Here is a 21,081-nt window from a genome sequence, read left to right on the forward strand (position 1 = left end):
GAGATCGACCACTGGTCCGAATTGGGGATACGCGACCGTAAAGGATCACTCGGCGGCGGCCGCGTTCACGCGCTCGCCGTTTTCGCTGGTCAGAGTGAGGTTGCGGTGATTCACCTCGTACTTCACCGTGCCGTCGAAGAGCTCCAGGAGGGTCTTCTCCGTATTCATGAGTGAGGTGTCGCACATCATTCGCGTGGTGGACGCGGTGCCGAGCGTGATACGGCCGTCGCTGACCGTCGCCGTCGCCCTCACCTTGTTACAGCCGAGGCTGCCGCTGACCTGTCCGGTTTTCGCGTCGAAGGTGAGGTGGGCCTTGCCGTCGGCGTCGGGGCTGGTGATGGTCCACTTCGTGCCCTTGAGCGGGGCGGCCTCCTGCTTGGTGAGGGCGACCCGGTCGCCGTCCGGTGTGGTGAGGGTGAGCTTGTCGCCCTTGACCTCGGTGCTGAGGTCGCCGTCGGCGAGGGTGCGGGCGAGAGTCGTCTCGAAGTCCGGGGCGACGCCCTCGCAGGCCATCTCGGTCGCCTCCACCTTGTCGAAGGTGACGTGGCTGTCGGCGAAGGCGGCGTCGGCGCCGAAGTTGTTGCAGCCCAGGTTGCCCTTGACCTCGCCGCCGTCGGCGATGCGCAGCCAGGCGCTGTTCGGCGCGGCGCTCTTCTTCCCGTCGACGGTGAGGTCGTCGACGGCCCAGTGGACGCCGGTGACGGAGGCCGCCGCCCCGGCGCCGACGGTGTCACTGCCCGCCTTCTCACCGCCGCAGGCCACGGCGAGCGGGAGGAGGGTGAGTGCGGCGAGAGCGGCCAGTCGCTGCGGTTTGTCCATGCCGAGTGTGTCCATGCCGGTGGGACGGGAGGGACACCGGACCGGTTCCGCTCGGTTCCGCTTGTCGCCGGTCACCCCATGAGCGGCAGCAACCCGCCCAGGTCGGCCCGCTCCCCGCTCGCGCTCACCTTGGCCTCCGCCACGGCGTCCTGCCAGCCCACCCGGCCGGTCGCGAGCCGGATCCAGGTCAGTGGGTCGGTCTCGACGACGTTGGGCGGGGTGCCCCGGGTGTGCCTCGGCCCCTCGACGCACTGCACGACGGCGTACGGCGGGATCCGCACCTCGGTCGAGCCGCCGGGCGCCTTCGAGGCGAGCGCGTCGGCGAGGAGACGGGTGCAGGCGGCGAGCGCCTGGCGGTCGTACGGGATGTCGAGGCCGGGGACGGCGGCGTTGAGGTCGTCGGTGTGGACGACGAGTTCGACGGTGCGGGTGACCAGGAAGTCGGCGAGGGTCATGGCGCCGGTGCGGCTGCCGATGAGGCGGTCGCCGGGGGCCGACGCGAGCCTGTGCGTGACGCGTTCCTCGGTGCGGGTGTAGAGGGCGTCGAGGTCGGGGTTTTCCGTGGCGAGCGTCTGGGTGTCGTCGGCGATGCCCTCGGCGCGCCCGGCGGTGGTGAAGGGCCACTCCAGGAGGGTCAGTCCCTGCTTCGCCGCCGGCTCGTCGCGGTCGAGGTTGTGGCTGACGGTCTCCACGGCCATGGTCACGTGCGCGGCCAGGTCCCGTACGGTCCAGCCCTCCAGGCGGGTGGGAAGGGCGAGTTGTTCGGCGGTGAGGGTGCGGACGGCCTGCCGCACGTTCCCGAACTGGGTGAGGACCGCGGTGCGGATCTTGGCCGGGTCGTAGGTACGGGCGCGCTTCTTGGCCGGAGGCATGGCGGCGAGCCTAGTTGGCGGTGAACGTGGACGCGGCCGGGAACCTGATGTTCGTGCAGTGGCGGCGGGCGGCGATGTCGTCGACGTAGGCCTTGAAGAGGGAGCGGAGGCGGGGCTTGATCACGTCCTCGTAGGAGTAGGGGACGCTGAGGGTGTGCAGGGCGGGCCGGCCGGCGCGGGCGGAGGCGGAGGCGGAGGCGGAGGCGGCCCACCGGCCGCTGCCGCCCCTCCAGCCGCCCAGATCGAAACATTTCGGCCAACTCGAACACGCTGACGAAAACGGCCGGCCTCCTCCTGGCGCACCTCCCCGGAGCCGGACAGATCATTTCCGGCCGATCCGGTGATCGAATGCCATGGCGCCCGCGTCGACGCCCCGCCTACAGTGGCCGCGCCCAGGACGGGCGGATCCGACCAATCCGCTTCTCTCCGGGGCAACTTGATGACCAGCGGGGGAACGCTGTGGCGCGTCAGGCGCGTCCGCATGCTCTGCCCCCGCGTCGACACATGGGGGAAAACCTTGTTCGTACGCAACCGTGCCGTCGCCGCCGGCCTCTCGACGGCCGCCCTGCTGCTCGCCGCCGTCCCCGCCGCCCACGCGGCCGACGCCTCCGCGGCGGCCGACACCTCCACGGACCGGCTCGTCGCCGCGCCCGCCGAGGGACGTACCGGCGAGGGGGCACAGGCCCTTCAGCAGCACCGCGCCCCGTCCGCCGGGGTGTTCATCACCGACGGCGACCGTGTCCACGTCTCCTCCACCCCGCCGCCCACCGCCTCCGGCCACGGCTGGTGGAAGAAGATCAGCGGCCCCGGCACCAAGGCCAAGGTCACGGTGACGCTCCAGGCCCGCCCCTACGGCACCTCGGGCTGGAAGGACGTCGCCACGGGCTCGAAGACCGTGAAGTCCGGCGGCGGCGCCGGCAAGCGCGCCACCGCCCGCAAGACCTGCACCAACCTGATCCAGAAGACCGAGTGGCGCAGCATCATCGACGTCGACATCATCGGCGTCGCCGACTCGCCGGAGAAGGTCAGCACCAAGGCCGCCACGCTGTGGTGCGGCTTCTGATGGAGTACTGCCATGAGTGACGGTCTTCCCGCTGGAGTAACGGCATGAGCGACGGCTTCCCCGCGTCCCTGGTGATGCGCGTGCACGGCCGGCTGACCCTGCACCCGTGGCTCGCCGCGGCACACCGTGAGGGACGGCTGGAGGAGGACCTGTTCTCCCTGGCCGTCGCCCGCACGACCGCCTACGGCTGGGCGGACTTCGGGCACGGGCTCGGCGGGGCGCGGTGGGGCCACAACGACGCCGGCGGCGACTGGACGCAGGACGGCGAGGCCCGGGAGATCGCCTGGATCCAGGTCGACTGCGCCGAGGCACCGGCCGGTCAGCGCGTGCCGCTCACGCCGCTGGGCCGCGTCGTCGCCGAGTCCCTCTCGCGTGTCGGCACGTTCGACGTCGACGCAGTCGAGGTGAGCGTTCCGGTGTACGAGGCGGTCGACGCCGGACGTGACCTGGCGTACGCCGCGACCTGGGCCGGTCTTGCCGACCCGGCCGGGCGCGCGGAGTGCGCGGTGAGCGTCGACGCGATCGCCGACCCGGCGCAGGCCGCCGCGGTCGTGGCGGCCTGCCGGGAACGGGCCGGGGAGGCCGCCCGCTTCGACCACGACGGCACCCGGATCCTGTGCCGGCTGCGGGAATGGTCCCTCGATACCGCGATCTGGGTGCTGGAGATCGTCACCGACGCCCTGCGGGTCTCCGGGCTCGTCACCCAGGCGCAGGTCCGCATCGAGGTCTGAGCACATGTGTGAGGGCCTCGCCCGTGGAGACAGGCGGGGCCCTCACACGTCGTGGAACCCGTAACTACTGGTGGGGCGTACGGGAATCCCGGCGCGCCCCGATCAGTTCGGCGACGGTGTCCAGCCAGCGCGCGACACGGTTCTCGGCGTCCGGACCGGCCGCCACGTCCGCCGCGGTCCGCAGCCAGCCGCGCAGCACCTGCGACGCCTCGGGCGAGGGGAGCGGTTCGGACAGCTCGGCGACGTACCGCACGCCGCCGGCCCGCACCGTGTCGGCGAGGAACGCCACCGAGCGCGGCAGCACCCCGAGCCGGTCGAGCGTGACGGCGGCCGCGACGGCACCGTCACCGAACAGAGCGGTGTGGAAGGCGTCCCGGGTGAGCCCGTAGAGCAGCAGGGTGCCGATGTCGGTGGCCGCGATCAGCTCGTCGTCGGTACGGGGGGCGGGGGTGGGCGGCATGGTGGGGTTCCTCGGCTGCGCGGCGATCAGGTGACGGTGATCGTGTAGAGGTAGTAGGTGGGGTTGTCGTTGTCGTCCGGGGTGTCCGTCTCGGCCGCCGTCAGGACCGGAGGCGATGCGCTGACCCCGGGGGACGGGCTCGCCGTGACCTCGGCCGCGCTGTGGCACAGCCCGTGCGGGCAGTACAGCAGCTTCACCGTGGTCTTGCCGGGGGCCACCGCGGTGAACTCGAACTGCTGGGTACCACCGCCGGCGCCGGTGACACCCTTGTCGCCGCCCTCGTAGTCCTCGCCCTTGCTCTCGTAGCGCAGCACGGCCGAGTCCGGCCGCGGCTCGGCCAGGTACCAGTTCTCGCCGAGCGAAGGGCTGGCGGGCACCTCCAGAGTGAACTCGTCGCCTGCGTCGACGGTCACCTTCCGCTCGTCGGTGCCGTACGAGTCTGGTCCGGTCAGCCCGCAGCCGGCGAGAGCCACGAGGGGGAGCGCCGCGAGGGCGGTGCGTATGCGCACGGGTGTCATCCCTGCTCGATGTAGACGTTGTTGACGTTGTCGAACCGGTCGTCGCTGGCCGCGCTGAGGTCTCCCTTGACGAAGTCCTCCTCGCTGACCCAGGTCGTCGTACCCCACGGGTTGTAGATCTGGAGCATGTTGCCTTCCTGGCCGACGATCATCATGCCGTGCCCCACCCAGTCGCCGTTCTCCTCATGCCCCTCGACGTTGATCGGCACGGGTTTGCCCTCGGCGACGGACTTCTCGATGTCGGTCAGGACATCGCGCCGGTCGTCGTCGGACCCCATCTCCTGCACGTCGTAGCGGTCCCCGGTGTGCGGTGACAGCTGCGAGTCGGAGATCTTCTCCTGGCCCTCGGAGTCCATGCCGGCGGGCTGCCGGTCCCACAGCCAGCCGGAGTTGGCGCCGTCGCCCTCCTCATGCAGCCGCATCTGCTCGTCGGTGAGCCGCTCACGGAACGCCTCGGGCGAGTCGTCGGTGCCGTCCGGACCGCCGGTGAGCCCGAGCGCGTACACCGGGTCGACCATGGCGCGCGCGGTGACGGTGGAGGACGGGACACAGGTGGAGCCGTCCTGGGACCAGTTCTGTTGGCCGTACGTCTGCTGCTCCTGACCCCAGCCGTTGGTGGTGACGGGAGCGAGGTGCTCCTGCAGCCACCTCGGGTCCTTGCCGTGGATCTTCCCGGCGAAGTCCTCGACCTGGTCGACGTCGTAGCCGGCGGCGAGGGACTTCATGATGTACGCGCGTTCCTGCGGGGTCTTCGCGTCCGCCAGCAGGCGTTCCATCCGGTCCTGGTCGGCGGCGGAGAGCTTCTCCATGCGGGTACCGGCGCGTTCGAGGTCGTTGGCGGTGAGGATCTCGTTCAGCTCGCGGTCGCCGTCGATGTTGGAGGTGTCGGCCAGCACGAGGCGGTCGGCGGCGGAGAGGTTGTCGGTGCGCATCTGCCCCGCGCGGGCTTCGGCGGCGAACTTGTTCAGGTCACGGGCGGCGGCCCGGGCCGCGTCGTCGGCGGCCACGGCCGCGGCGAGGCGGTCGTCGACGCCGGCGGTGCCGATCGACCGGGCGCGCACCCGGGCCTGCTCCTCACCGTCGTCCTCGTGCAGACCGTCGAACCAGCCGTCCTCCCCGCCGAGCTGTCCGCGGGCCTCGTTCAGCTGCTCACGGCCGGTCTGGTCACGCTTGCGGGCGTCGACGAGGACATCGGCCAGGGTCAGCAGGGCCTGGGCGCCGTCGCGGAAGGCGCAGGCCATCTGCTCCGCCGAGCGGGACGCGGCGGCGACGACCTCGCCGGCCCGGGCGCCGGTGGTGCCGACCCAGGCGTTCGGCAGGCCCTGCCGGGCGACCTTGTCGACGCGGTCGCGTACGTCGTCGGCTTCGTCGGCCTGCGAGCGGTAGCGCTTGGCGAGGGTCTTGAGGGTGTCCGGGTCGCCGTACGGAGCGGGAACGGCCAGGGCGGCGTCGATGGCCGCGATGAGATCGTTCTTGCTCTCGGCGCCCGCGATGGTGGAACACAGCTGCGTGAGGCGTTCGCGGCGGTCGGTGGTGGATTCGGTCACGGCGATCCCTGAGCGGTGCGGCGGGGCGGGGCGGGAAGGGGCGTCGGAAAGCGGGGGGCTCAGCCGAAGACGGACGGCGTGGTCCCCGGGTCGGCCTGAGCGGGCTGTGTGCTGATGCCCCCGGGGAAGGGCCGTTCGCCGTACGCGACGGGGGCGACGATGCCGCCGCCGGACTGCGCGGCGCGCAGGCCGGTGACGGCTTCCCCTTCCGCCCCGCCGTAGGCGCGGTTGGAGGTACGCACCCGGTCGGCGAGCTCGTGCAGCGCCTCGGACAGGGTCTTCGCCTCGGCCTCCCAGGCCCCGGCGTAGTCGCTGAAGGCGGGGCCCATGTCGGAGCCGCCGAGCGCCTCGGGCGTGTAGCACTGGGTGGCGGTGACCGCCGTGCGTATCCCGGCCGTGTCGTCCCCGGCGGCGTCCAGCTTGTCGGCCTCCGAGTCCAGCTCTGCGGCCTGTACTTGGTACCCGGTCCCGACCTGCCCCGCGCTCATGGCGCCCTCCCCCGTGTGCATACTCATGGCGTCAAGGCCACCCGCTGCGCGGTGAGTTGCCGCGGCCGGCCGGTGCGATGACGGACCGATAGTAGGTCACTTGCGGTACGGCGCAGTAGACGGGCGCTGTACGGCGGCCTGCCTACGTGGGCTGCGACGGTGTTGCGGGAGCGGGCACCTCGAAGATCTCGCCGTTGCCGGGGACGCCGATCCCGCGCCAGGTGAAGGGGACGCCGCGGGCGGTGTCCGGGTCGGCGCCGTCCATCAGCTGGAAGTGCAGGTGCGGCTCGGTGGAGTTGCCCGAGTTGCCACAGCGGGCGAGCTGCTGCCCGGCGGTCACCCGGCCGCCCTCGCGGACGGTGAGCGAGCCGCGTTGCAGGTGGGCGTAGAGCGCGAAGGTCCCGTCGCCGAGGTCGAGGACGACGTGGTTGCCGACGATCCGCTTGACGCCGGCCAGGTCCCGCACGGACGCCTCCACGGTCATCAGGTACAGCAGCGCGGGGAGCGAGGTGCGGCTGAGGTGGTCGCGCTGATCGCCGACGACTCGTACGACGGTGGCGTCGGCCACGGCGAGCAGGGGCGCGCCGAAGGCGGGGAAGTCGCCGTTGCGGCGGGCGAGCGGCCACAGCGGGCGGAAGCCGGGGCGGGCGCCGGGCTCGGGTTCGGCGACGACGTCGATGGCGTACGTCTGGCCGTAGGCGTGCGTGCCATGGCTCGGCGTGCGGTCGGCCGGGCTGTTCAGCGCGGACCAGCGGCCGGTGACGGGCGGGTCGACCTCGAGGGGCTCCCGTGCCACGCGCGGGCTGTCCGGGGCGCCGCCCCACCTGTGGGCCACGACGAGGATCACGTAGGACAGGACGATCGGCAGGAAGTTCCACCACCACGGATGGCCCAGGTCCAGCGAGACATCGGCTATGACCAGGCCGAAGAAGGTCAGCTGCAGCAGGCGGTAGACGATCATGACGAGTTTGCGTGCGGACATGGTTCCCCCAGGTCGGTCGTGATTACGGCCGGGCCGCCGACAGCGCCACCAGCAGCGGTACGACCCGCCCCGCCGGCACCTCGTAGCGGCCCCGCCCCGTCGTGTGGAGCCAGCCCGCGCCGGTCAGTTGGCGCAGGTGGTGGTAGATCTGGCCGGTCGTGCCGACCTCGTCCAGCTCGGCGAGCTCGGCCGCGGTGCGCCGGCCGCCGAGGATCTCGCGGAGCAGCCGCATCCGGACGGGGTGACCGAGCGCCGCGAAGGACTCGGCGGCCTCGGTCCAGTCGGCGTCCAGCAGGCCCTCGGTCAGCGAGCCGTGCTGCCACTCGTACTGCTCCCCCGTCGGCAGCCGTACGGCGCCGGTGAACAGCACTCCTCCGTCGGCCGCCTGCAGCCCGGCCAGCTGGTCCTTGAAGCCCTCCAGCGCCCAGAAGTCGCCCTCGCCGAGGCGGGGAGCGGTGTGCTGCGCGTTCTCCAGCGCCGCCAGTCGTCGCTCCAGGTCGGCGACGCGTTGTTCGAGTTCCACACCCGCGATATTACGGAACTACGTAATTACGTGCAACCCATGGAAGGCGGCAGCACGCGGTGACGGCACGACGAAGCCCCCGCCCGGCGGACCGGACGGGGGCTTGCGGGGCTACGGAACTCAGGCGAGCAGTGCCGGAATGGTCTCCTCGTGGGCCGTACGCAGCTCTTCAAGGGAGAGCGCGAACTCGCCCTGCAGCTCTACCGAGTCACCGTCCACGACACCGATGCGGGTGACCGGCAGCCCCCGCGCACCGCACATGTCGTTGAAGCGGAGCTCCTCGGAGCGCGGCACGGCGACGACCGCGCGTCCCGCCGACTCGGAGAAGAGGAGGGTGAACGCGTCGAGCCCGTCCGGTACGACCAGCCGCGCGCCCTTGCCGCCGAGCAGCGCCGACTCCACGACCGCCTGGATCAGGCCGCCGTCGGACAGGTCGTGCGCGGAGTCGATCATGCCGTCGCGGGAGGCGGAGATCAGGATCTCGGCGAGCAGGCGCTCGCGCTCCAGGTCGACCTTGGGCGGCAGACCACCGAGGTGGTCGTGCACGACCTGCGACCAGGCCGAACCGCCGAACTCCTCACGCGTGTCGCCGAGGAGGTACAGCAGCTGGCCCTCCTCCTGGAAGGCGACCGGCGTGCGCCGGGCCACGTCGTCGATGACGCCCAGAACCGCCACGACCGGGGTCGGGTGGATGGCCACCTCGCCGGTCTGGTTGTACAGGGAGACATTGCCGCCGGTCACCGGGGTGCCCAACTGCTGGCAGGCGTCGGCGAGTCCACGGATGGCCTCCGCGAACTGCCACATCACCGCCGGGTCCTCGGGCGAACCGAAGTTCAGGCAGTCCGAGACGGCGAGCGGCTTGGCACCGGTGGTGGCGACGTTGCGGTACGCCTCCGAGAGCGCCAGCTGGGCGCCCGCGTACGGGTCCAGCTTGGCGTACCGGCCGTTGCCGTCCGTCGCGATGGCGACGCCGAGGCCGGTCTCCTCGTCGATGCGGATCATGCCGGAGTCCTCGGGCTGGGCGAGGACGGTGTTGCCCTGCACGAAGTGGTCGTACTGCGAGGTGATCCACTTCTTGGAGGCCTGGTTGGGCGAGGCCACCAGCTTCAGGACCTGGTCCTTCAGCTCCTCGCTCGTCCCCGGCCGAGGCAGCTTGTTCGCGTCGTCGGCCTGGAGCTCGTCCTGCCAGGACGGGCGGGCGTAGGGGCGCTCGTAGACCGGGCCCTCGTGCGCCACGGTCCGCGGGTCGACGTCGACGATCTTGCCGCCGTGCCAGTAGATCTCCAGCCGGTCGCCGTCGGTGACCTCACCGATGACGGTGGCGATGACGTCCCACTTCTCGCAGATCTCCAGGAACCGGTCGACCTTCGCCGGCTCGACGACCGCGCACATGCGTTCCTGCGACTCGCTCATGAGGATTTCCTCGGGCGAGAGTGTGGAGTCGCGCAGCGGTACGTCGTCCAGGGTCACGCGCATGCCGCCGGAGCCGTTGGAGGCGAGCTCGGAGGTGGCACACGAAAGACCGGCGGCGCCGAGGTCCTGGATACCGACGACCAGCTTCTCGGCGAACGCCTCCAGGGTGCACTCGATGAGCAGCTTCTCCTGGAAGGGGTCGCCGACCTGGACGGCCGGACGCTTCGAGGGCTTGGCGTCGTCGAAGGTCTCGGACGCGAGGATCGAGGCACCGCCGATGCCGTCACCACCGGTCCGGGCCCCGTACAGGATGACCTTGTTGCCCGCGCCGGACGCCTTCGCCAGGTGGATGTCCTCGTGCCGCATCACACCGATGGCACCGGCGTTGACCAGCGGGTTGCCCTGATAGCAGGCGTCGAAGACGACCTCGCCGCCGATGTTGGGCAGGCCCAGGCAGTTGCCGTAGCCGCCGATGCCGGCGACGACGCCGGGCAGGACGCGCTTGGTGTCGGGGTGGTCGGGCGCACCGAACCGCAACGGGTCGACGACCGCGACCGGCCGCGCGCCCATCGCGATGATGTCGCGCACGATGCCACCGACGCCGGTCGCGGCGCCCTGGTAGGGCTCGACGTACGACGGGTGGTTGTGCGACTCGACCTTGAAGGTCACGGCGTAACCCTGGCCGACGTCCACGACACCGGCGTTCTCACCGATGCCGACGAGCAGCGCGTCGCTCTGCGGCGCCTTCTCGCCGAACTGGCGCAGGTGCACCTTCGAGGACTTGTACGAGCAGTGCTCGGACCACATGACCGAGTACATGGCGAGCTCGGCACCGGTGGGCCGGCGGCCGAGGATCTCCACGACCCGCTCGTACTCGTCCTTCTTCAGGCCGAGTTCGGCCCAGGGCAGCTCGACGTCGGGGGTCGCGGCCGCGTGCTCGACCGTGTCCAGAGGCGTCCGGCTCATGCGTTGACCAGCTTCTTGAGGATCGAGGTGAAGAACGGGAGACCGTCGGTGCGGCCGGACCCGATGAGGGGCTCGACGGCGTGCTCCGGGTGCGGCATGAGGCCTACGACGTTGCCGGCCTCGTTGGTGATGCCGGCGATGTCGTTGAGCGAGCCGTTCGGGTTGCCGTATCCATCAGCGGCTTCGCCGCGGACCAGGTAGCGGAATGCAACCCGCCCCTCGGCCTCCAGCTTGTCCAGCGTGTACTGGTCGGCGACGTACCTGCCGTCCATGTTCTTGAGCGGGATGCTGATCTCCTGGCCCTGCTCGTAGTCACTGGTCCAGAGAGTGCCGGCGTTCTCCACCCGGAGCTTCTGGTCCTTGCAGATGAAGTGCAGGTGGTCGTTGCCGAGCATCCCGCCGGGCAGCAGGTGGGCCTCGGTCAGGACCTGGAAGCCGTTGCAGATGCCGAGGACCGGCAGTCCGGCCTTCGCCTGCTCGATGACCGTCTCCATCACCGGCGAGAAGCGGGAGATGGCGCCGGCCCGCAGATAGTCGCCGTAGGAGAAACCGCCGGGCAGCACCACGGCGTCGACCTGCTTGAGGTCCTTGTCCTTGTGCCACAGGGCGACCGGCTCGGCGCCCGCGAGGCGGATCGCCCGCTGGGTGTCCCGGTCGTCAAGGCTCCCCGGGAAAGTGACGACGCCAATACGAGCGGTCACTTCGCGGCCTCCGCGACTTCCTCCACCTTGACGGTGAAGTCCTCGATCACGGTGTTGGCGAGGAAGGATTCCGCAAGATCATGGATGCGGGCGAGCGCGGCCTCGTCAACCGGGCCGTCAACTTCCAGTTCGAATCGCTTTCCCTGACGTACGTCGGAGATGCCTTCGAAACCCAGCCGCGGCAGTGCGCGCTGCACCGCCTGGCCCTGGGGGTCGAGGATCTCCGGCTTGAGCATGACGTCGACTACGACGCGTGCCACGTGCACTCCCGGTGGTGTGGTGCTGAGCAGGTTCCTGCAGGTGGTTTCAGACTACCTGCACAAAATTTCTACGCGCGTCACCTTGTAGGAAACTACGTGACGGCTGTCACGGCCGGGAGCAGGAGCGACCGGCGGCGAAAAGTTCCGGAAAAGATCCCAGATCGACACCCGATACCTATTGCGCTCGGACACGCGGGAGGATTTAGTCGGGCTTCACATCGCATTGTCGGGCACTGTACAAATGAATTGTCAGCGTGCCGGTACGAAGGGACCGATATTCGTGGCGCAGAAGGTCGTGGTCACGCTCTTTGACGACATCGACGGCTCAGAAGCGGCGGAAACGATCGCCTTCGGACTCGACGGCAAGTCGTACGAGATCGACCTGAATGAAGCCAATGCCAAGAAACTGCGTAAGGCGCTCGCGCCCTACGTGGACGCCGGCCGTAAGCGGTCGAAGTCAGGCAAGGCGTACAAGCAGACCGAGGTCGCCCCTGACCCGGCGGCCGTCCGGGCCTGGGCGCAGGCCAACAAGATGGAGGTGCCGGCCCGCGGCCGGATCCCCAAGAAGGTCTACGAGGCGTTCAGCGCGGCGCAGTGACGCCGGGCTGAGGCATGTCCGGGCCGCCTCAGGGCCCGTCAGCGGGCCCTGAGGACAGCCGACTTGGGCGGTCGCGGCAACCGACTTGCGCTACCCCCCTGCTGATCAGCTAATGTCTGGGACACGCCGCCGGGCGGGCCAGAAAAGCCCAGCTCGCGGAGGCTTGCGGGTGTAGTTCAGTAGTAGAACATCCCCCTTCCAGGGGGAAGGCGCAGTGTGCAATTCCTGTCACCCGCTCTGCACCGCCGTACGAACCACTGTTGTGGATCAGGTAGGCTGGTGCTCGCACCGATCGGTGAGAGCCGGTCGGAGGCAATGCGGACGTAGCTCAGTTGGTAGAGCGCAACCTTGCCAAGGTTGAGGTCGCGAGTTCGAGCCTCGTCGTCCGCTCGGGAATGAGACCCCGGTCCTGATGGACCGGGGTCTTTTCGTGTCCCCCGTCATGCCTTCCCGCCTTGTCCTCCCGCCGGCCTCTGACATTTGTCATGCCGAGTGGTGACAGCGCGCACTGCTTCCGGCTTCGGATCGCCGGGACGCTGGTGTCATGAACACCAACGAACACGAACACGTGATTGAGGTCACCGACCTGCGACGTGTGTACGGGGGCGGGTTCGAGGCGGTGCGCGGAATCTCCTTCTCCGTGGACCGCGGCGAGGTCTTCGCACTGCTCGGCACCAACGGCGCGGGCAAGACGTCGACCGTGGAGCTGCTGGAAGGGCTCGCCCGGCCGGCCGGGGGAAACGTCCGGGTGCTCGGGCACGATCCGTACGCCGAGCGGGACGTCGTACGGCCCCGGACCGGGGTCATGCTGCAGGAGGGCGGGTTTCCGTCCGAGCTGACCGTCGCCGAGACCGCGCGGATGTGGGCGGGCTGCGTGAGCGGGGCCATGCCCCAGGCGGAGGCGCTTGAGCGGGTCGGGCTCGGGCGGCGGGCCGGGGTGCGGGTGAAGCAGCTGTCCGGCGGTGAGCGGCGGCGGCTGGACCTGGCGCTGGCGCTGCTCGGCAGGCCCGAGGTGCTGTTCCTGGACGAGCCGACGACCGGCCTGGACGCCGAAGGGCGCCGGGAAACCTGGGAGTTGGTGCGGGAGCTGCGGGACGCCGGTACGACCGTGCTGCTGACCACGCACTACCTGGAAGAGGCCGAGAACCTCGCCGACCGGCTCGCGATCCTGCACGAGGGGCGCATCGCGGCGGCCGGGACACCCGCCCAGGTGACGGCGGCCCAGCCCTCGCGGATCTCCTTCGAGCTGCCCGAGGGCTACTTCGTGGGAGACCTGCCGCCCCTCGACGACATGGGCGTGTGCGAGCACGAGGTCGACGGACGCGCCGTACGGCTGCGGACCCGCGAGCTGCAGCGGACCGCGACGCGGCTGCTGGTGTGGGCGGACACCGCCCGGGTGGAGCTGCGGCGGCTTGACGTGCGGTCGGCGTCGCTGGAGGAGGCGTTCCTGGGGATCGCACGGGAGGCGGCGCAGGCCGCCGGGACGAAGGAGTACGCGGCATGAGTACGGCGGTGGTGACCACCCCGGTGGGGCGCATGACGGCATTGGCCCGGGCCGAGCTGACGTTGCTCGGGCGCAGCAAGGGCACGCTGTTCGCGGCGCTGTTCGTGCCGCTGGTGATGCCCGTCAGCGTGCGGGAGGCGGCGAAGGGGATGGACCTGGCGGAGGCCGGGCTCTCCCTCGGCACGGTCGTCCTGCCCGCCTCGATCGGCTTCTCACTGCTCTACGCGGTGTACACGACGCTGGTCAGCGTCTACACCGGCCGGCGCGAGGAGCTCGTCCTGAAGCGGCTGCGCACCGGCGAGCTGAAGGACACCGAGATCCTGACGGGGGCCGCGCTGCCGGCCGTGGCCACGGGTCTCGCGCAGTGCCTGGTGCTGGCGGTCGGCTGCACCGTCCTGCTGGACCTGGGCGCGCCCCGCGCTCCCCATCTCGCGGTGCTGGGCCTGCTGTTGGGCATCGTCCTGTGCGCCTCGCTCGCCGCCGTGACCGCGTCCTTCACCCGCACCGTCGAGAGTGCGCAGGTCACGACACTGCCGGTGACGTTCATCTCCATGCTCTGCTCCGGGATGTTCTTCCCGTTGGAGGTGCTGCCGGACCGGGTGGCGTCGGTGTGCGAACTGCTGCCGCTGACCCCGGTGATCACCCTGATACGGGGTGGGTGGACCGGCGAGCTGTCGGCGTACGAGGTGATCGGTCCCGTCGTGACCGGGCTGGCCTGGGCGGTCCTGGGCGTGTTGGCTGTACGACGGTGGTTCCGTTGGGAGCCACGGCACTGAAGCAGGGGGGACGCCGCATGCGCGGGCCGGGTAAGTGGTGGCGGGGGAAGAGCACGCCGGCGAAGGTGGAGACGTACACGCGGGGGTCGTTCCACTTCTTCGCGGTGATGGAGGTCTTCTCGGTCGGAGTGGCGGTCGGCAATGCTGCCGGGCCCGCGCCGGCTCTCTGGCTGATGCTCCTGGTGAGCGCACACGCGGCGATCTGCGCCCTGACCGTGTCGCGGTCGGTGGACTGGGTGTGCGGGCGGCGGGAGCAGCCCGTACGGCTGATGTGGACGCTCGGCGCCGGCACCGCGGCGGTCGCCGTCACGGCGCTCGCCTACGCCACACACGGTCCGGGCGGTGACGACGCCGACTCCGCGGCGGGCAGCCTCATCGGTGTCGTACTCGTCTTCGGGGCGGGCATCACGGCACTCGGTCTGGAGAGCCGGAGGCAGGTGTACGCCGTGTTGGCGGCCTTCGCGAGCGGTGCGGGGATCGTCGCGCTCCTGACGGGCATGCCCGTTCTCGGCGCGCTGGTCATCGCGCTGCTCGTGCTGATCGGCTGTGGATTCCTGGCCTTCACGGCCGTCTTCTCCGTCTGGCTGCTCAAGTCCGTCTACGAACTCGACGAGGCCCGCGAGACCCGTGCCCGGCTCGCGGTCGCCGAGGAGCGGCTGCGGTTCGGGCGGGATCTGCACGACGTGATGGGGCGCAACCTGGCGGTCATCGCCCTGAAGAGCGAGCTCGCCGTGCAGCTGGCGCGGCGCGGGCGGCCCGAGGCCGTGGAGCAGATGATCGAGGTGCAGCGGATCGCGCAGGAGTCGCAGCGCGAGGTGCGGGACGTCGTACGGGGATACCGCGAGGCCGATCTGGCGGTCGAACTCGCCGGCGCCCAGGGAGTGTTGACGGCGGCCGGGATCGCGTGCGAGGTGACCGGGGAGGCGGCCGGGCTGCCTGTCGAGGTGCAGTCGGCGCTGGCGTGGGTGGTGCGGGAGGCGACCACCAATGTGCTGCGGCACGGGGATGCCGAGCGGTGTCTGGTGGGAGTGCGGGTGTCGGAGGGGCGTGTGATGTTGACGGTGGAGAACGACGGGGCCGCCGAAGCCTCCGACGGGGGTGGCGGCTCCGGGCTCGCCGGGCTGCGGGAGCGGCTGGCCGCGGTGGACGGGACGCTGGAGACCGGTCGGGGCGGGGAGGGGGTGTTCCGGCTGGTGGCTCAGGTGCCGCTGGCGGGGGCGGGGACGGGTGTGCGGGAGGTCACCGTATGACCGCCCTCCAGAGCGGCGGTACGGCCGGCCGTGCGACCGGGCCCGTACGGCTGCTGCTCGCCGACGACGAGCATCTGATCCGGGGTGCGCTCGCCACACTGCTCTCGTTGGAGGACGACCTCGTGATCGTCGCCGAGGCGGCGAGCGGGCCGGAGGCGCTGGCGATGGCACGGGCGCACGAGCCGGACGTGGCCGTCCTCGACCTCCAGATGCCGGGGGCCGACGGTGTGAAGGTCGCCACATCTCTGCGTGCCGAACTGCCCGGCTGCAAGGTGCTGATCGTGACCAGTCATGGGCGGCCCGGACATCTGAAGCGGGCCCTTGCTGCGGGTGTGCGGGGGTTCGTCCCGAAGACCGTCAGCGCTCAGCGGCTCGCGGAGATCATCCGTACCGTGTACGCGGGAAACCGTTACGTCGACCCGGAGTTGGCCGCCGACGCGATCGCATCCGGCGACTCGCCGCTGACCACGCGGGAGGCCGAGGTGCTGGAACTCGCCGCCGACGGAGCGCCCGTCGCGGAGATCGCGGAGCGGGCGGCGCTGTCCCAGGGGACGGTGCGGAACTATCTGTCGTCCGCCGTGTCGAAGCTCGGGGCGGAGAACCGGCACGCGGCGGTGCGGCTCGCGCGGGAGCGAGGTTGGGTATAGTGGTTCTCGCGCCACGGCGCATGCGAACGTAGCTCAGTTGGTAGAGCGCAACCTTGCCAAGGTTGAGGTCGCGAGTTCGAACCTCGTCGTTCGCTCTTGATGAAGGCCCCGGTCCACTGGACCGGGGCCTTTCTCGTGGGATCAGCCCCAGCTCATGCCCGTCAGACGCTCGTACGCCTCCACGTACTTCGCCCGGGTCGCCTCCACTACCTCCTGGGGCAGCGGCGGCGGGGGCTGCTCGCTCTTCCGGTCCCAGCCGGACGCGGGCGAGGTCAGCCAGTCACGGACGAACTGCTTGTCGTACGACGGCTGCGCGCGGCCCGGCTGCCAGGTGTCGGCCGGCCAGAAGCGGGAGGAGTCCGGGGTGAGGACCTCGTCGGCGAGGACCAGCGTCTGCCCGTCGAAGCCGAACTCGAACTTGGTGTCCGCGAGGATGATGCCGCGGTCGCGGGCGATGTCCCGGCCGCGGGAGTAGACGGCGAGGGTGGCCTGGCGCAGCCGGGCGGCGGTGTCGGCGCCGACCTGGCGGGCGACCTCCTCGTAGGAGACGTTCTCGTCGTGCTCGCCGACGGCCGCCTTGGTGGCCGGGGTGAAGATCGGGGCGGGGAGTTCACTGCCGTCGACGAGGCCCTCGGGGAGCGCGAGGCCGCAGACGGTGCGGGACTCGTTGTACTCGAGCAGGCCGGAGCCGGTGAGGTAGCCGCGGGCCACGGCCTCCACCGGGACCATCTGCAGCGACTTGCAGACGAGGGTGCGGCCCGCCCAGTCGGCGGGGGCGCCGGCGGGTACGTCGGTGCTCAGCACGTGGTTGGGGACCAGGTCGGCGAGCTGGTCGAACCACCACAGGGAGAGCTGGGTGAGGATGCGCCCCTTGTCGGGGATCTCGGTCGGCAGCACCCAGTCATAGGCGGACATGCGGTCACTGGCGACCATCACGAGGTCGCCCGCCTCGTTCTGGTACAGCTCGCGCACCTTGCCGGTGTGCAGGTGTACCAAACCCGGAACCTGGATCGGCTCGGGCTTTTCTACGAATCCGGACACGGTTCCTCCCCGTGGTTCTGTCCAATGGGTCGATTGTCCCGTATGGGCCGCTGACCTTGGACTTGGGGTGTGCTGGGTGAGCTCAGTCACGTTTGCAGATGCGGTCCAGGAGGTTCGCGGTGGCGCGCTGGACGCGGGCGTCGACGTGGCCCGGGCGGTCCAGTGCCGGGGACCAGGCGAACGTGCCGGACGCGAAGACCAGGGCGCCGGAGGGGGCGCGGTACAGGGACGTCTCCTGGTGGCGGAGGGCGCCCTCGCGGTCGGCGTACGGGGAGTGGGCGAGCAGGATGCGCTCCTCGTGCTCGGGGAGCGGGGTGCGCGGGAAGTAGCGGTCGGCCTCGCCCGCGACCAGGCCCGCGATCTCGTCGCCCTCGTGGGCGCCGGTCGCCTCCCACAGCCAGTGGTCGGCGTTGCGGACGATCAGGGGGTGGGGCTCGGGGACCTGGCCCGCGTACTGGATGCCGATCACCTCCTGCTCGGGCCGGTCGACCTCCCGCCAGAGCACCGGGCGGCCGGGGCCCTGGCGCTTGCGGCACGTCATCAGGCGGTCGGGGACGCCGGACGGGGAGGGGCCCAACTCCACCTGCCAGTACATGGAGTTGGCGGAGAGGAAGACCAGGGACGTGCCGTTCTCGCGGGCGAGCTCGACGGTGCGCCGCATGCTCGTCGACCAGTACTCGTCGTGGCCGGGGAAGACCAGGCCGCGGTAGCGGGTGGGGTCGACGTGGCCGCCGTGCAGGTCGCGGGCGTCGGCGTAGGCGAGGTCGTAGCCGTAGCGCTCGGCCCAGCGGATGAAGTCGTAGGCGTGGCCGACGTGCAGGGGCAGGCCCGCGCCCGCGTACGGGCGGTCGAAGGAGACGGTGGTGGCGGCCTCGGCCTCGCCGAGCAAGCGGCCGTCCTCGTCCCAGGCGTGGTAGAGGCTGGCGCCGGTGCGGCCGTCCTCGGGGTAGAGGTTGTAGGCCTGCCAGGTGACGTCGGGCAGAAGCAGGAGCAGGTCCGCGGGGTGCTTGTCGCGGACGGTGAAGGGGATGTGGGAGCGGTAGCCGTCGGCGGTGGTCAGGACGGCCACGTACGCGCCGATGCTCCAGTAGCTCGGGATCTGCAGACGCCAGGACAGCCACCAGTGGTGGCAGGAGACCGTGCGGTCGGCGGTGAGCGGCGGGGGCTGGACGATGCCGGAGAGGCGGGGGCTGGTGGTGATCTTGGCGGCGCCGTCACCGCCGTAGTGGCCGATGCGGTAGACGTCGACGGCGAACTCCTGCGGCGGGTCGACCGTGATGTGGAAGTCGACCGCCTCGCCGGGGGCGACCGCGCCGGTGGAGGTGAAGCCCTTGATCTGGCGGTGGACGTCGTCGGCGGAGCGCGGGCCGGCGCTGCGGGGCGCGGGGACCCTGGGGGTGTTCGACGTCGGGGGGTGGGCCTGGCCGTCGACGTACCAGGGGACCACCTGGCCGGTGTCGTCGAAGTACGTCACATTGCCGCGCAGCCAGGGAACGGGGCCCTGACCGAAGGGGTCCGTCACGGCGTGCGCGAGTGCTCCCGACTCCCAGCGGCGGATCTGCTCGGATCCCATGCCGTACCCCTCCCTCGTGCCCCCGTGGTGGTGCGCCTGGTCGTGCTTCTGGTGGTGCGTCTGGTGGTGCGTCGAGCGCTGTGCGCCGGTACGGGCGCTGACCGCGCTTGCGGTTTCTGTCGCGTGGCGCGGGCTTTTGTGTGCCTGTCGTATGTCGTAAGCCCTTGCCATATGCGCTATCGATCCCAGCACATCACATTGCGCACGCATCCTGTCACTATTCGTTGCGAATTGGCCGAAAGTGGAACCGGGGCTTCCGACCCGATACGGGCTTCAGACCAGACGTACCGGCTTCTCCGGGCGTATCCCCGACTCCACCAGCCAGGCGCGCAGCGGTACCGGATCGCCGTCCTCGATGAGGCTGAGGACTCTCGGGGTCAGGTCGGCCGCCCGCTCGCCGTCGATGAGGAGGGTGGGGCCGTCCAGCCAGTCCAGGCCGGGGGTCGCACCCGCGGTGTCCATCGCGGCGCAGCACACCATCGCCGTCACGTGGTCGGTGAGCAACTCGCGGGCGGTGCGGGGTGGTTGGAGCGGGAAGAGGGGGAGCGCGCCGGTGTCCAGGAGGGTGGTGCCGGGGGCGGGCGACGCCTTCTGTTCGGCGGGGGTCGCGGCTTCCTCGCGGGCGAGTTCGGCGGTCAGGCCGGCGGCAAGGGCGGAGCTTCGTTCGGTCTCCTGGTCCTCGTCCTCGAGGGAGGCATCCTCGGCCATGGCCGCGTAGGGGGCCCTGGGGGGCTTGGGCGGCTTCGGCGCCTCGACGGGTTCCGGGGGTTGGCCGGGGGTCCCGTGGCGGGCGGTGAGGTCGGTGGCCGGGAGATCGGTGCCTGGGAGACCGGTGGCCGGGGGGCCGGTGACTGCGGACGCCGGTGGGGTCGCGAGGTGTTCCAGGACGCGGGCCAGGGTCGGGCCGTCCGCCTCCGGGGGCGCGCCTTCGGTGGTGCGGCGGACGCCGAGGGCATCGAGGACGCGGTGCAGGCGGGCGGCGTCGGTGCGCCACTTGCGGTCGACGACCTCCTCCGGATACGCCTGCCAGTCCACCGGGGACCAGTCCGGGCCGGGCTCGGCGGGGCCGCCGTGGAAGAGGCGGGCGGCGAGGAGCGAGGTCGCCTCGTCGACGGCGCCGGGCTCTTCGAGCAGGTCACAGGCGGGGCGCTCGCCCAGCCGGGAGGCGAAGCCCTCGGCCAGACGGTCCCGGCGGGACAGCTCGGTGAGCGCCGCGACGACGCCCGCGTCCAGCCGCGACGGCCAGCGGCCCATCCGCCAGGCGGGCAGCGCGACCCGGGTGAGCAGCCGGTCCCAGCCCGCGTACGCCAGCCCGACCTGCTCCTGGGCGACGATCCGCAGTCCGTAATCCACAGCCTGTGCACGCTCGGCGGCGGCCGCGGCCACGCCCCGCTCCATCTCGGTGGCGTGGTCCCGGCAACTGCGCAGCAGCACCCGCGCGACCCAGCCGATGCCCGCGCACACCGCCCGGGATCCCGGGCAGCGGCCGCTCGTCGAGGCGACGGCCACGGCCGCGTCCAGGCCCCGGACGAAGCGCCGGGCCTGGGCTATGTCCGGGTGCGCCGAGGGGCCCGTGCCGGCGACGACCGGGGCGAGGACCGCGCGCAGCTCGCCGACGCGCATCCACCACAGGAACGGGGAGCCGATGACGAGGACGGGGGCGACGGACGCACGGCGGGGCCCGCCACGCATGGCGCCGCCGCGCAGACCGCCCAGCCCGTCGTCGTCCTCGCTCGGCGGCGGGCCGTGCGACGGGTGGGTGCGGTCCTCCAGCCAGCTGTCGCAGTCCGGGGTGAGCGCTATCGCGGACGGGGCGGGGACGTCGAGGCGGTCGGCGAGGTCGCGCACCATCCGGTACAGGTCCGGGGCCTGTCCCTCGGCTATCGGGACCGTCGGGGTGACGGCGGGGCGGGCGCGGGCCACGACCAGGGCGATGACGGCGGCGGCGAGCAGGACGAGGACGGCGACGGGAGTCACGACCCAGCGGGCGGCGTGCCAGCCCGGGCCGACGAGGTGGCCGGTCGAGGCGCCGACGAGCAGCACCACGGCGAACGCCGCCGGCAGCAGGGCAACGGCGAGCGCGCGACTGCGGATGCGCAGCACGGCGAGCGCCCGGCCACGCGCGGCCTGCGCACCCACCTCGACACCCATACCGGTCACGGCCGGACCTCACCCCCTCCGCGCTGCCCTGGCTGTCCGAACTGTCCTGGCTTTGCTCACTCCCCCACTGTGGCACCCACCACTGACATCGCAATGCCGGTGGGCCAAGTGCCGGAACGCTTGCGCCGCACCCTAGTTGGGGCGTCGACCCACGTCAGCCGGATGGGGCATCGGTCACTCGATGGAATG

General features: G+C 71.3%; 21 protein-coding genes and 3 tRNA genes. 10 read left to right on the plus strand and 14 right to left on the minus strand.

What is annotated here, in order from left to right:
* Positions 1–45 precede the first annotated feature (45 nt).
* Together EJ357_RS21880 and EJ357_RS21885 are read right to left on the minus strand one after the other, a co-directional pair.
* The gene (locus EJ357_RS21880; RefSeq protein ID WP_126393283.1) at positions 46–819 is read right to left on the minus strand and encodes an META domain-containing protein; all 774 of its coding nucleotides are present in this window, start codon (positions 817–819) and stop codon (positions 46–48) included.
* A 71-nt stretch (positions 820–890) separates the two neighbouring features.
* Positions 891–1,691, minus strand: a complete 801-nt coding sequence (locus EJ357_RS21885) for a maleylpyruvate isomerase family mycothiol-dependent enzyme (protein WP_126393284.1) — start codon at positions 1,689–1,691, stop codon at positions 891–893.
* A 517-nt stretch (positions 1,692–2,208) separates the two neighbouring features.
* Here EJ357_RS21885 and EJ357_RS21890 point away from each other — a divergent pair.
* Together EJ357_RS21890 and EJ357_RS48375 are read left to right on the plus strand one after the other, a co-directional pair.
* Entirely contained in the window at positions 2,209–2,754 is a 546-nt protein-coding gene (locus EJ357_RS21890; RefSeq protein ID WP_126393285.1) for a hypothetical protein, read from the plus strand.
* 44 nt (positions 2,755–2,798) lie between these two features.
* On the plus strand, positions 2,799–3,485 hold the full coding sequence (locus EJ357_RS48375) for a hypothetical protein (protein ID WP_175647472.1): 687 nt from the start codon (positions 2,799–2,801) through the stop codon (positions 3,483–3,485).
* Between the two features lie 64 nt (positions 3,486–3,549).
* Here the strand turns inward: EJ357_RS48375 and EJ357_RS21905 are convergent, their stop codons facing one another.
* From EJ357_RS21905 to purS, 9 genes are all read right to left on the minus strand, one after another.
* Positions 3,550–3,945 carry a hypothetical protein gene (locus EJ357_RS21905; protein WP_126393288.1) on the minus strand — a complete coding sequence of 132 codons (396 nt, stop codon included), beginning with the start codon at positions 3,943–3,945 and terminating at the stop codon, positions 3,550–3,552.
* 26 nt (positions 3,946–3,971) lie between these two features.
* Positions 3,972–4,454, minus strand: coding sequence for a protease inhibitor I42 family protein (locus EJ357_RS21910; protein ID WP_175647473.1), 483 nt, complete (start codon positions 4,452–4,454; stop codon positions 3,972–3,974).
* Positions 4,455–4,459: 5 nt separating this feature from the next.
* Positions 4,460–6,010: a WXG100 family type VII secretion target gene (locus EJ357_RS21915; protein ID WP_126393290.1), complete on the minus strand. Its 1,551-nt coding sequence runs from the start codon at positions 6,008–6,010 to the stop codon at positions 4,460–4,462.
* 59 nt (positions 6,011–6,069) lie between these two features.
* On the minus strand, positions 6,070–6,525 hold the full coding sequence (locus tag EJ357_RS21920) for a WXG100 family type VII secretion target (RefSeq protein WP_126393291.1): 456 nt from the start codon (positions 6,523–6,525) through the stop codon (positions 6,070–6,072).
* A 115-nt stretch (positions 6,526–6,640) separates the two neighbouring features.
* Complete coding sequence (locus tag EJ357_RS21925; protein WP_126393292.1) at positions 6,641–7,480, minus strand: M23 family metallopeptidase; 840 nt, start codon at positions 7,478–7,480, stop codon at positions 6,641–6,643.
* Between the two features lie 22 nt (positions 7,481–7,502).
* A complete protein-coding gene (locus EJ357_RS21930) occupies positions 7,503–8,003 on the minus strand; it encodes an ArsR/SmtB family transcription factor (RefSeq protein ID WP_126393293.1) in 501 nt (166 codons plus the stop codon).
* Between the two features lie 120 nt (positions 8,004–8,123).
* Complete coding sequence (gene purL / locus EJ357_RS21935; protein WP_126393294.1) at positions 8,124–10,382, minus strand: phosphoribosylformylglycinamidine synthase subunit PurL; 2,259 nt, start codon at positions 10,380–10,382, stop codon at positions 8,124–8,126.
* The gene (gene purQ / locus EJ357_RS21940) at positions 10,379–11,083 is read right to left on the minus strand and encodes a phosphoribosylformylglycinamidine synthase subunit PurQ (protein WP_126393295.1); all 705 of its coding nucleotides are present in this window, start codon (positions 11,081–11,083) and stop codon (positions 10,379–10,381) included. The genes purL and purQ overlap by 4 nt, the downstream gene beginning before the upstream one ends.
* Positions 11,080–11,343, minus strand: coding sequence for a phosphoribosylformylglycinamidine synthase subunit PurS (purS, locus tag EJ357_RS21945; RefSeq protein WP_015659417.1), 264 nt, complete (start codon positions 11,341–11,343; stop codon positions 11,080–11,082). Before purS ends, purQ begins: the two co-directional genes overlap by 4 nt.
* A 280-nt stretch (positions 11,344–11,623) precedes the next feature.
* Between purS and EJ357_RS21950 the strand changes: the two genes are divergently transcribed.
* From EJ357_RS21950 to EJ357_RS21985, 8 genes are all read left to right on the plus strand, one after another.
* The gene (locus EJ357_RS21950) at positions 11,624–11,941 is read left to right on the plus strand and encodes a histone-like nucleoid-structuring protein Lsr2 (protein ID WP_126393296.1); all 318 of its coding nucleotides are present in this window, start codon (positions 11,624–11,626) and stop codon (positions 11,939–11,941) included.
* A gap of 165 nt (positions 11,942–12,106) precedes the next feature.
* A tRNA-Gly gene (locus EJ357_RS21955) sits at positions 12,107–12,178 on the plus strand.
* A gap of 80 nt (positions 12,179–12,258) precedes the next feature.
* Positions 12,259–12,331: transfer RNA gene (locus tag EJ357_RS21960), tRNA-Gly, on the plus strand.
* Between the two features lie 154 nt (positions 12,332–12,485).
* Positions 12,486–13,445 carry an ABC transporter ATP-binding protein gene (locus EJ357_RS21965; protein WP_126393297.1) on the plus strand — a complete coding sequence of 320 codons (960 nt, stop codon included), beginning with the start codon at positions 12,486–12,488 and terminating at the stop codon, positions 13,443–13,445.
* The gene (locus EJ357_RS21970) at positions 13,442–14,221 is read left to right on the plus strand and encodes an ABC transporter permease (RefSeq protein ID WP_126393298.1); all 780 of its coding nucleotides are present in this window, start codon (positions 13,442–13,444) and stop codon (positions 14,219–14,221) included. Before EJ357_RS21965 ends, EJ357_RS21970 begins: the two co-directional genes overlap by 4 nt.
* 17 nt (positions 14,222–14,238) lie before the next feature.
* Positions 14,239–15,471, plus strand: a complete 1,233-nt coding sequence (locus EJ357_RS21975; protein WP_126393299.1) for a sensor histidine kinase — start codon at positions 14,239–14,241, stop codon at positions 15,469–15,471.
* Positions 15,468–16,118, plus strand: a complete 651-nt coding sequence (locus EJ357_RS21980) for a response regulator transcription factor (RefSeq protein ID WP_126393300.1) — start codon at positions 15,468–15,470, stop codon at positions 16,116–16,118. Before EJ357_RS21975 ends, EJ357_RS21980 begins: the two co-directional genes overlap by 4 nt.
* 22 nt (positions 16,119–16,140) lie before the next feature.
* A tRNA-Gly gene (locus EJ357_RS21985) sits at positions 16,141–16,213 on the plus strand.
* Between the two features lie 46 nt (positions 16,214–16,259).
* Here EJ357_RS21985 and EJ357_RS21990 read toward each other — a convergent pair.
* From EJ357_RS21990 to EJ357_RS22000, 3 genes are all read right to left on the minus strand, one after another.
* Positions 16,260–17,159 carry a phosphoribosylaminoimidazolesuccinocarboxamide synthase gene (locus tag EJ357_RS21990; RefSeq protein ID WP_126393301.1) on the minus strand — a complete coding sequence of 300 codons (900 nt, stop codon included), beginning with the start codon at positions 17,157–17,159 and terminating at the stop codon, positions 16,260–16,262.
* 82 nt (positions 17,160–17,241) lie between these two features.
* Positions 17,242–18,732 (minus strand): N,N-dimethylformamidase beta subunit family domain-containing protein, encoded by a 1,491-nt coding sequence (locus EJ357_RS21995; protein ID WP_126393302.1) that lies wholly within the window; start codon positions 18,730–18,732, stop codon positions 17,242–17,244.
* Positions 18,733–19,005: 273 nt separating this feature from the next.
* Positions 19,006–20,883, minus strand: a complete 1,878-nt coding sequence (locus EJ357_RS22000) for a hypothetical protein (RefSeq protein ID WP_228473190.1) — start codon at positions 20,881–20,883, stop codon at positions 19,006–19,008.
* Positions 20,884–21,081: the final 198 nt, after the last annotated feature.

Origin of the sequence: Streptomyces cyaneochromogenes, from assembly GCF_003963535.1 — a bacterium.
Classification (GTDB): Bacteria; Actinomycetota; Actinomycetes; order Streptomycetales; family Streptomycetaceae; genus Streptomyces; species Streptomyces shaanxiensis.

What these genes read in the sequence shown, in the direction of transcription:
- EJ357_RS21880 (WP_126393283.1), bottom strand. Translation starts at nt 819, where the DNA reads ATGGACAAACCGCAGCGACTGGCCGCTCTCGCCGCACTCACCCTCCTC.
- EJ357_RS21885 (WP_126393284.1), bottom strand. Translation starts at nt 1,691, where the DNA reads ATGCCTCCGGCCAAGAAGCGCGCCCGTACCTACGACCCGGCCAAGATC.
- EJ357_RS48375 (WP_175647472.1), top strand. Translation starts at nt 2,799, where the DNA reads ATGAGCGACGGCTTCCCCGCGTCCCTGGTGATGCGCGTGCACGGCCGG.
- EJ357_RS21905 (WP_126393288.1), bottom strand. Translation starts at nt 3,945, where the DNA reads ATGCCGCCCACCCCCGCCCCCCGTACCGACGACGAGCTGATCGCGGCC.
- EJ357_RS21920 (WP_126393291.1), bottom strand. Translation starts at nt 6,525, where the DNA reads ATGAGTATGCACACGGGGGAGGGCGCCATGAGCGCGGGGCAGGTCGGG.
- EJ357_RS21925 (WP_126393292.1), bottom strand. Translation starts at nt 7,480, where the DNA reads ATGTCCGCACGCAAACTCGTCATGATCGTCTACCGCCTGCTGCAGCTG.
- purL (WP_126393294.1), bottom strand. Translation starts at nt 10,382, where the DNA reads ATGAGCCGGACGCCTCTGGACACGGTCGAGCACGCGGCCGCGACCCCC.
- EJ357_RS21965 (WP_126393297.1), top strand. Translation starts at nt 12,486, where the DNA reads ATGAACACCAACGAACACGAACACGTGATTGAGGTCACCGACCTGCGA.
- EJ357_RS21970 (WP_126393298.1), top strand. Translation starts at nt 13,442, where the DNA reads ATGAGTACGGCGGTGGTGACCACCCCGGTGGGGCGCATGACGGCATTG.
- EJ357_RS21975 (WP_126393299.1), top strand. Translation starts at nt 14,239, where the DNA reads ATGCGCGGGCCGGGTAAGTGGTGGCGGGGGAAGAGCACGCCGGCGAAG.
- EJ357_RS21980 (WP_126393300.1), top strand. Translation starts at nt 15,468, where the DNA reads ATGACCGCCCTCCAGAGCGGCGGTACGGCCGGCCGTGCGACCGGGCCC.
- EJ357_RS21995 (WP_126393302.1), bottom strand. Translation starts at nt 18,732, where the DNA reads ATGGGATCCGAGCAGATCCGCCGCTGGGAGTCGGGAGCACTCGCGCAC.
- EJ357_RS22000 (WP_228473190.1), bottom strand. Translation starts at nt 20,883, where the DNA reads ATGGGTGTCGAGGTGGGTGCGCAGGCCGCGCGTGGCCGGGCGCTCGCC.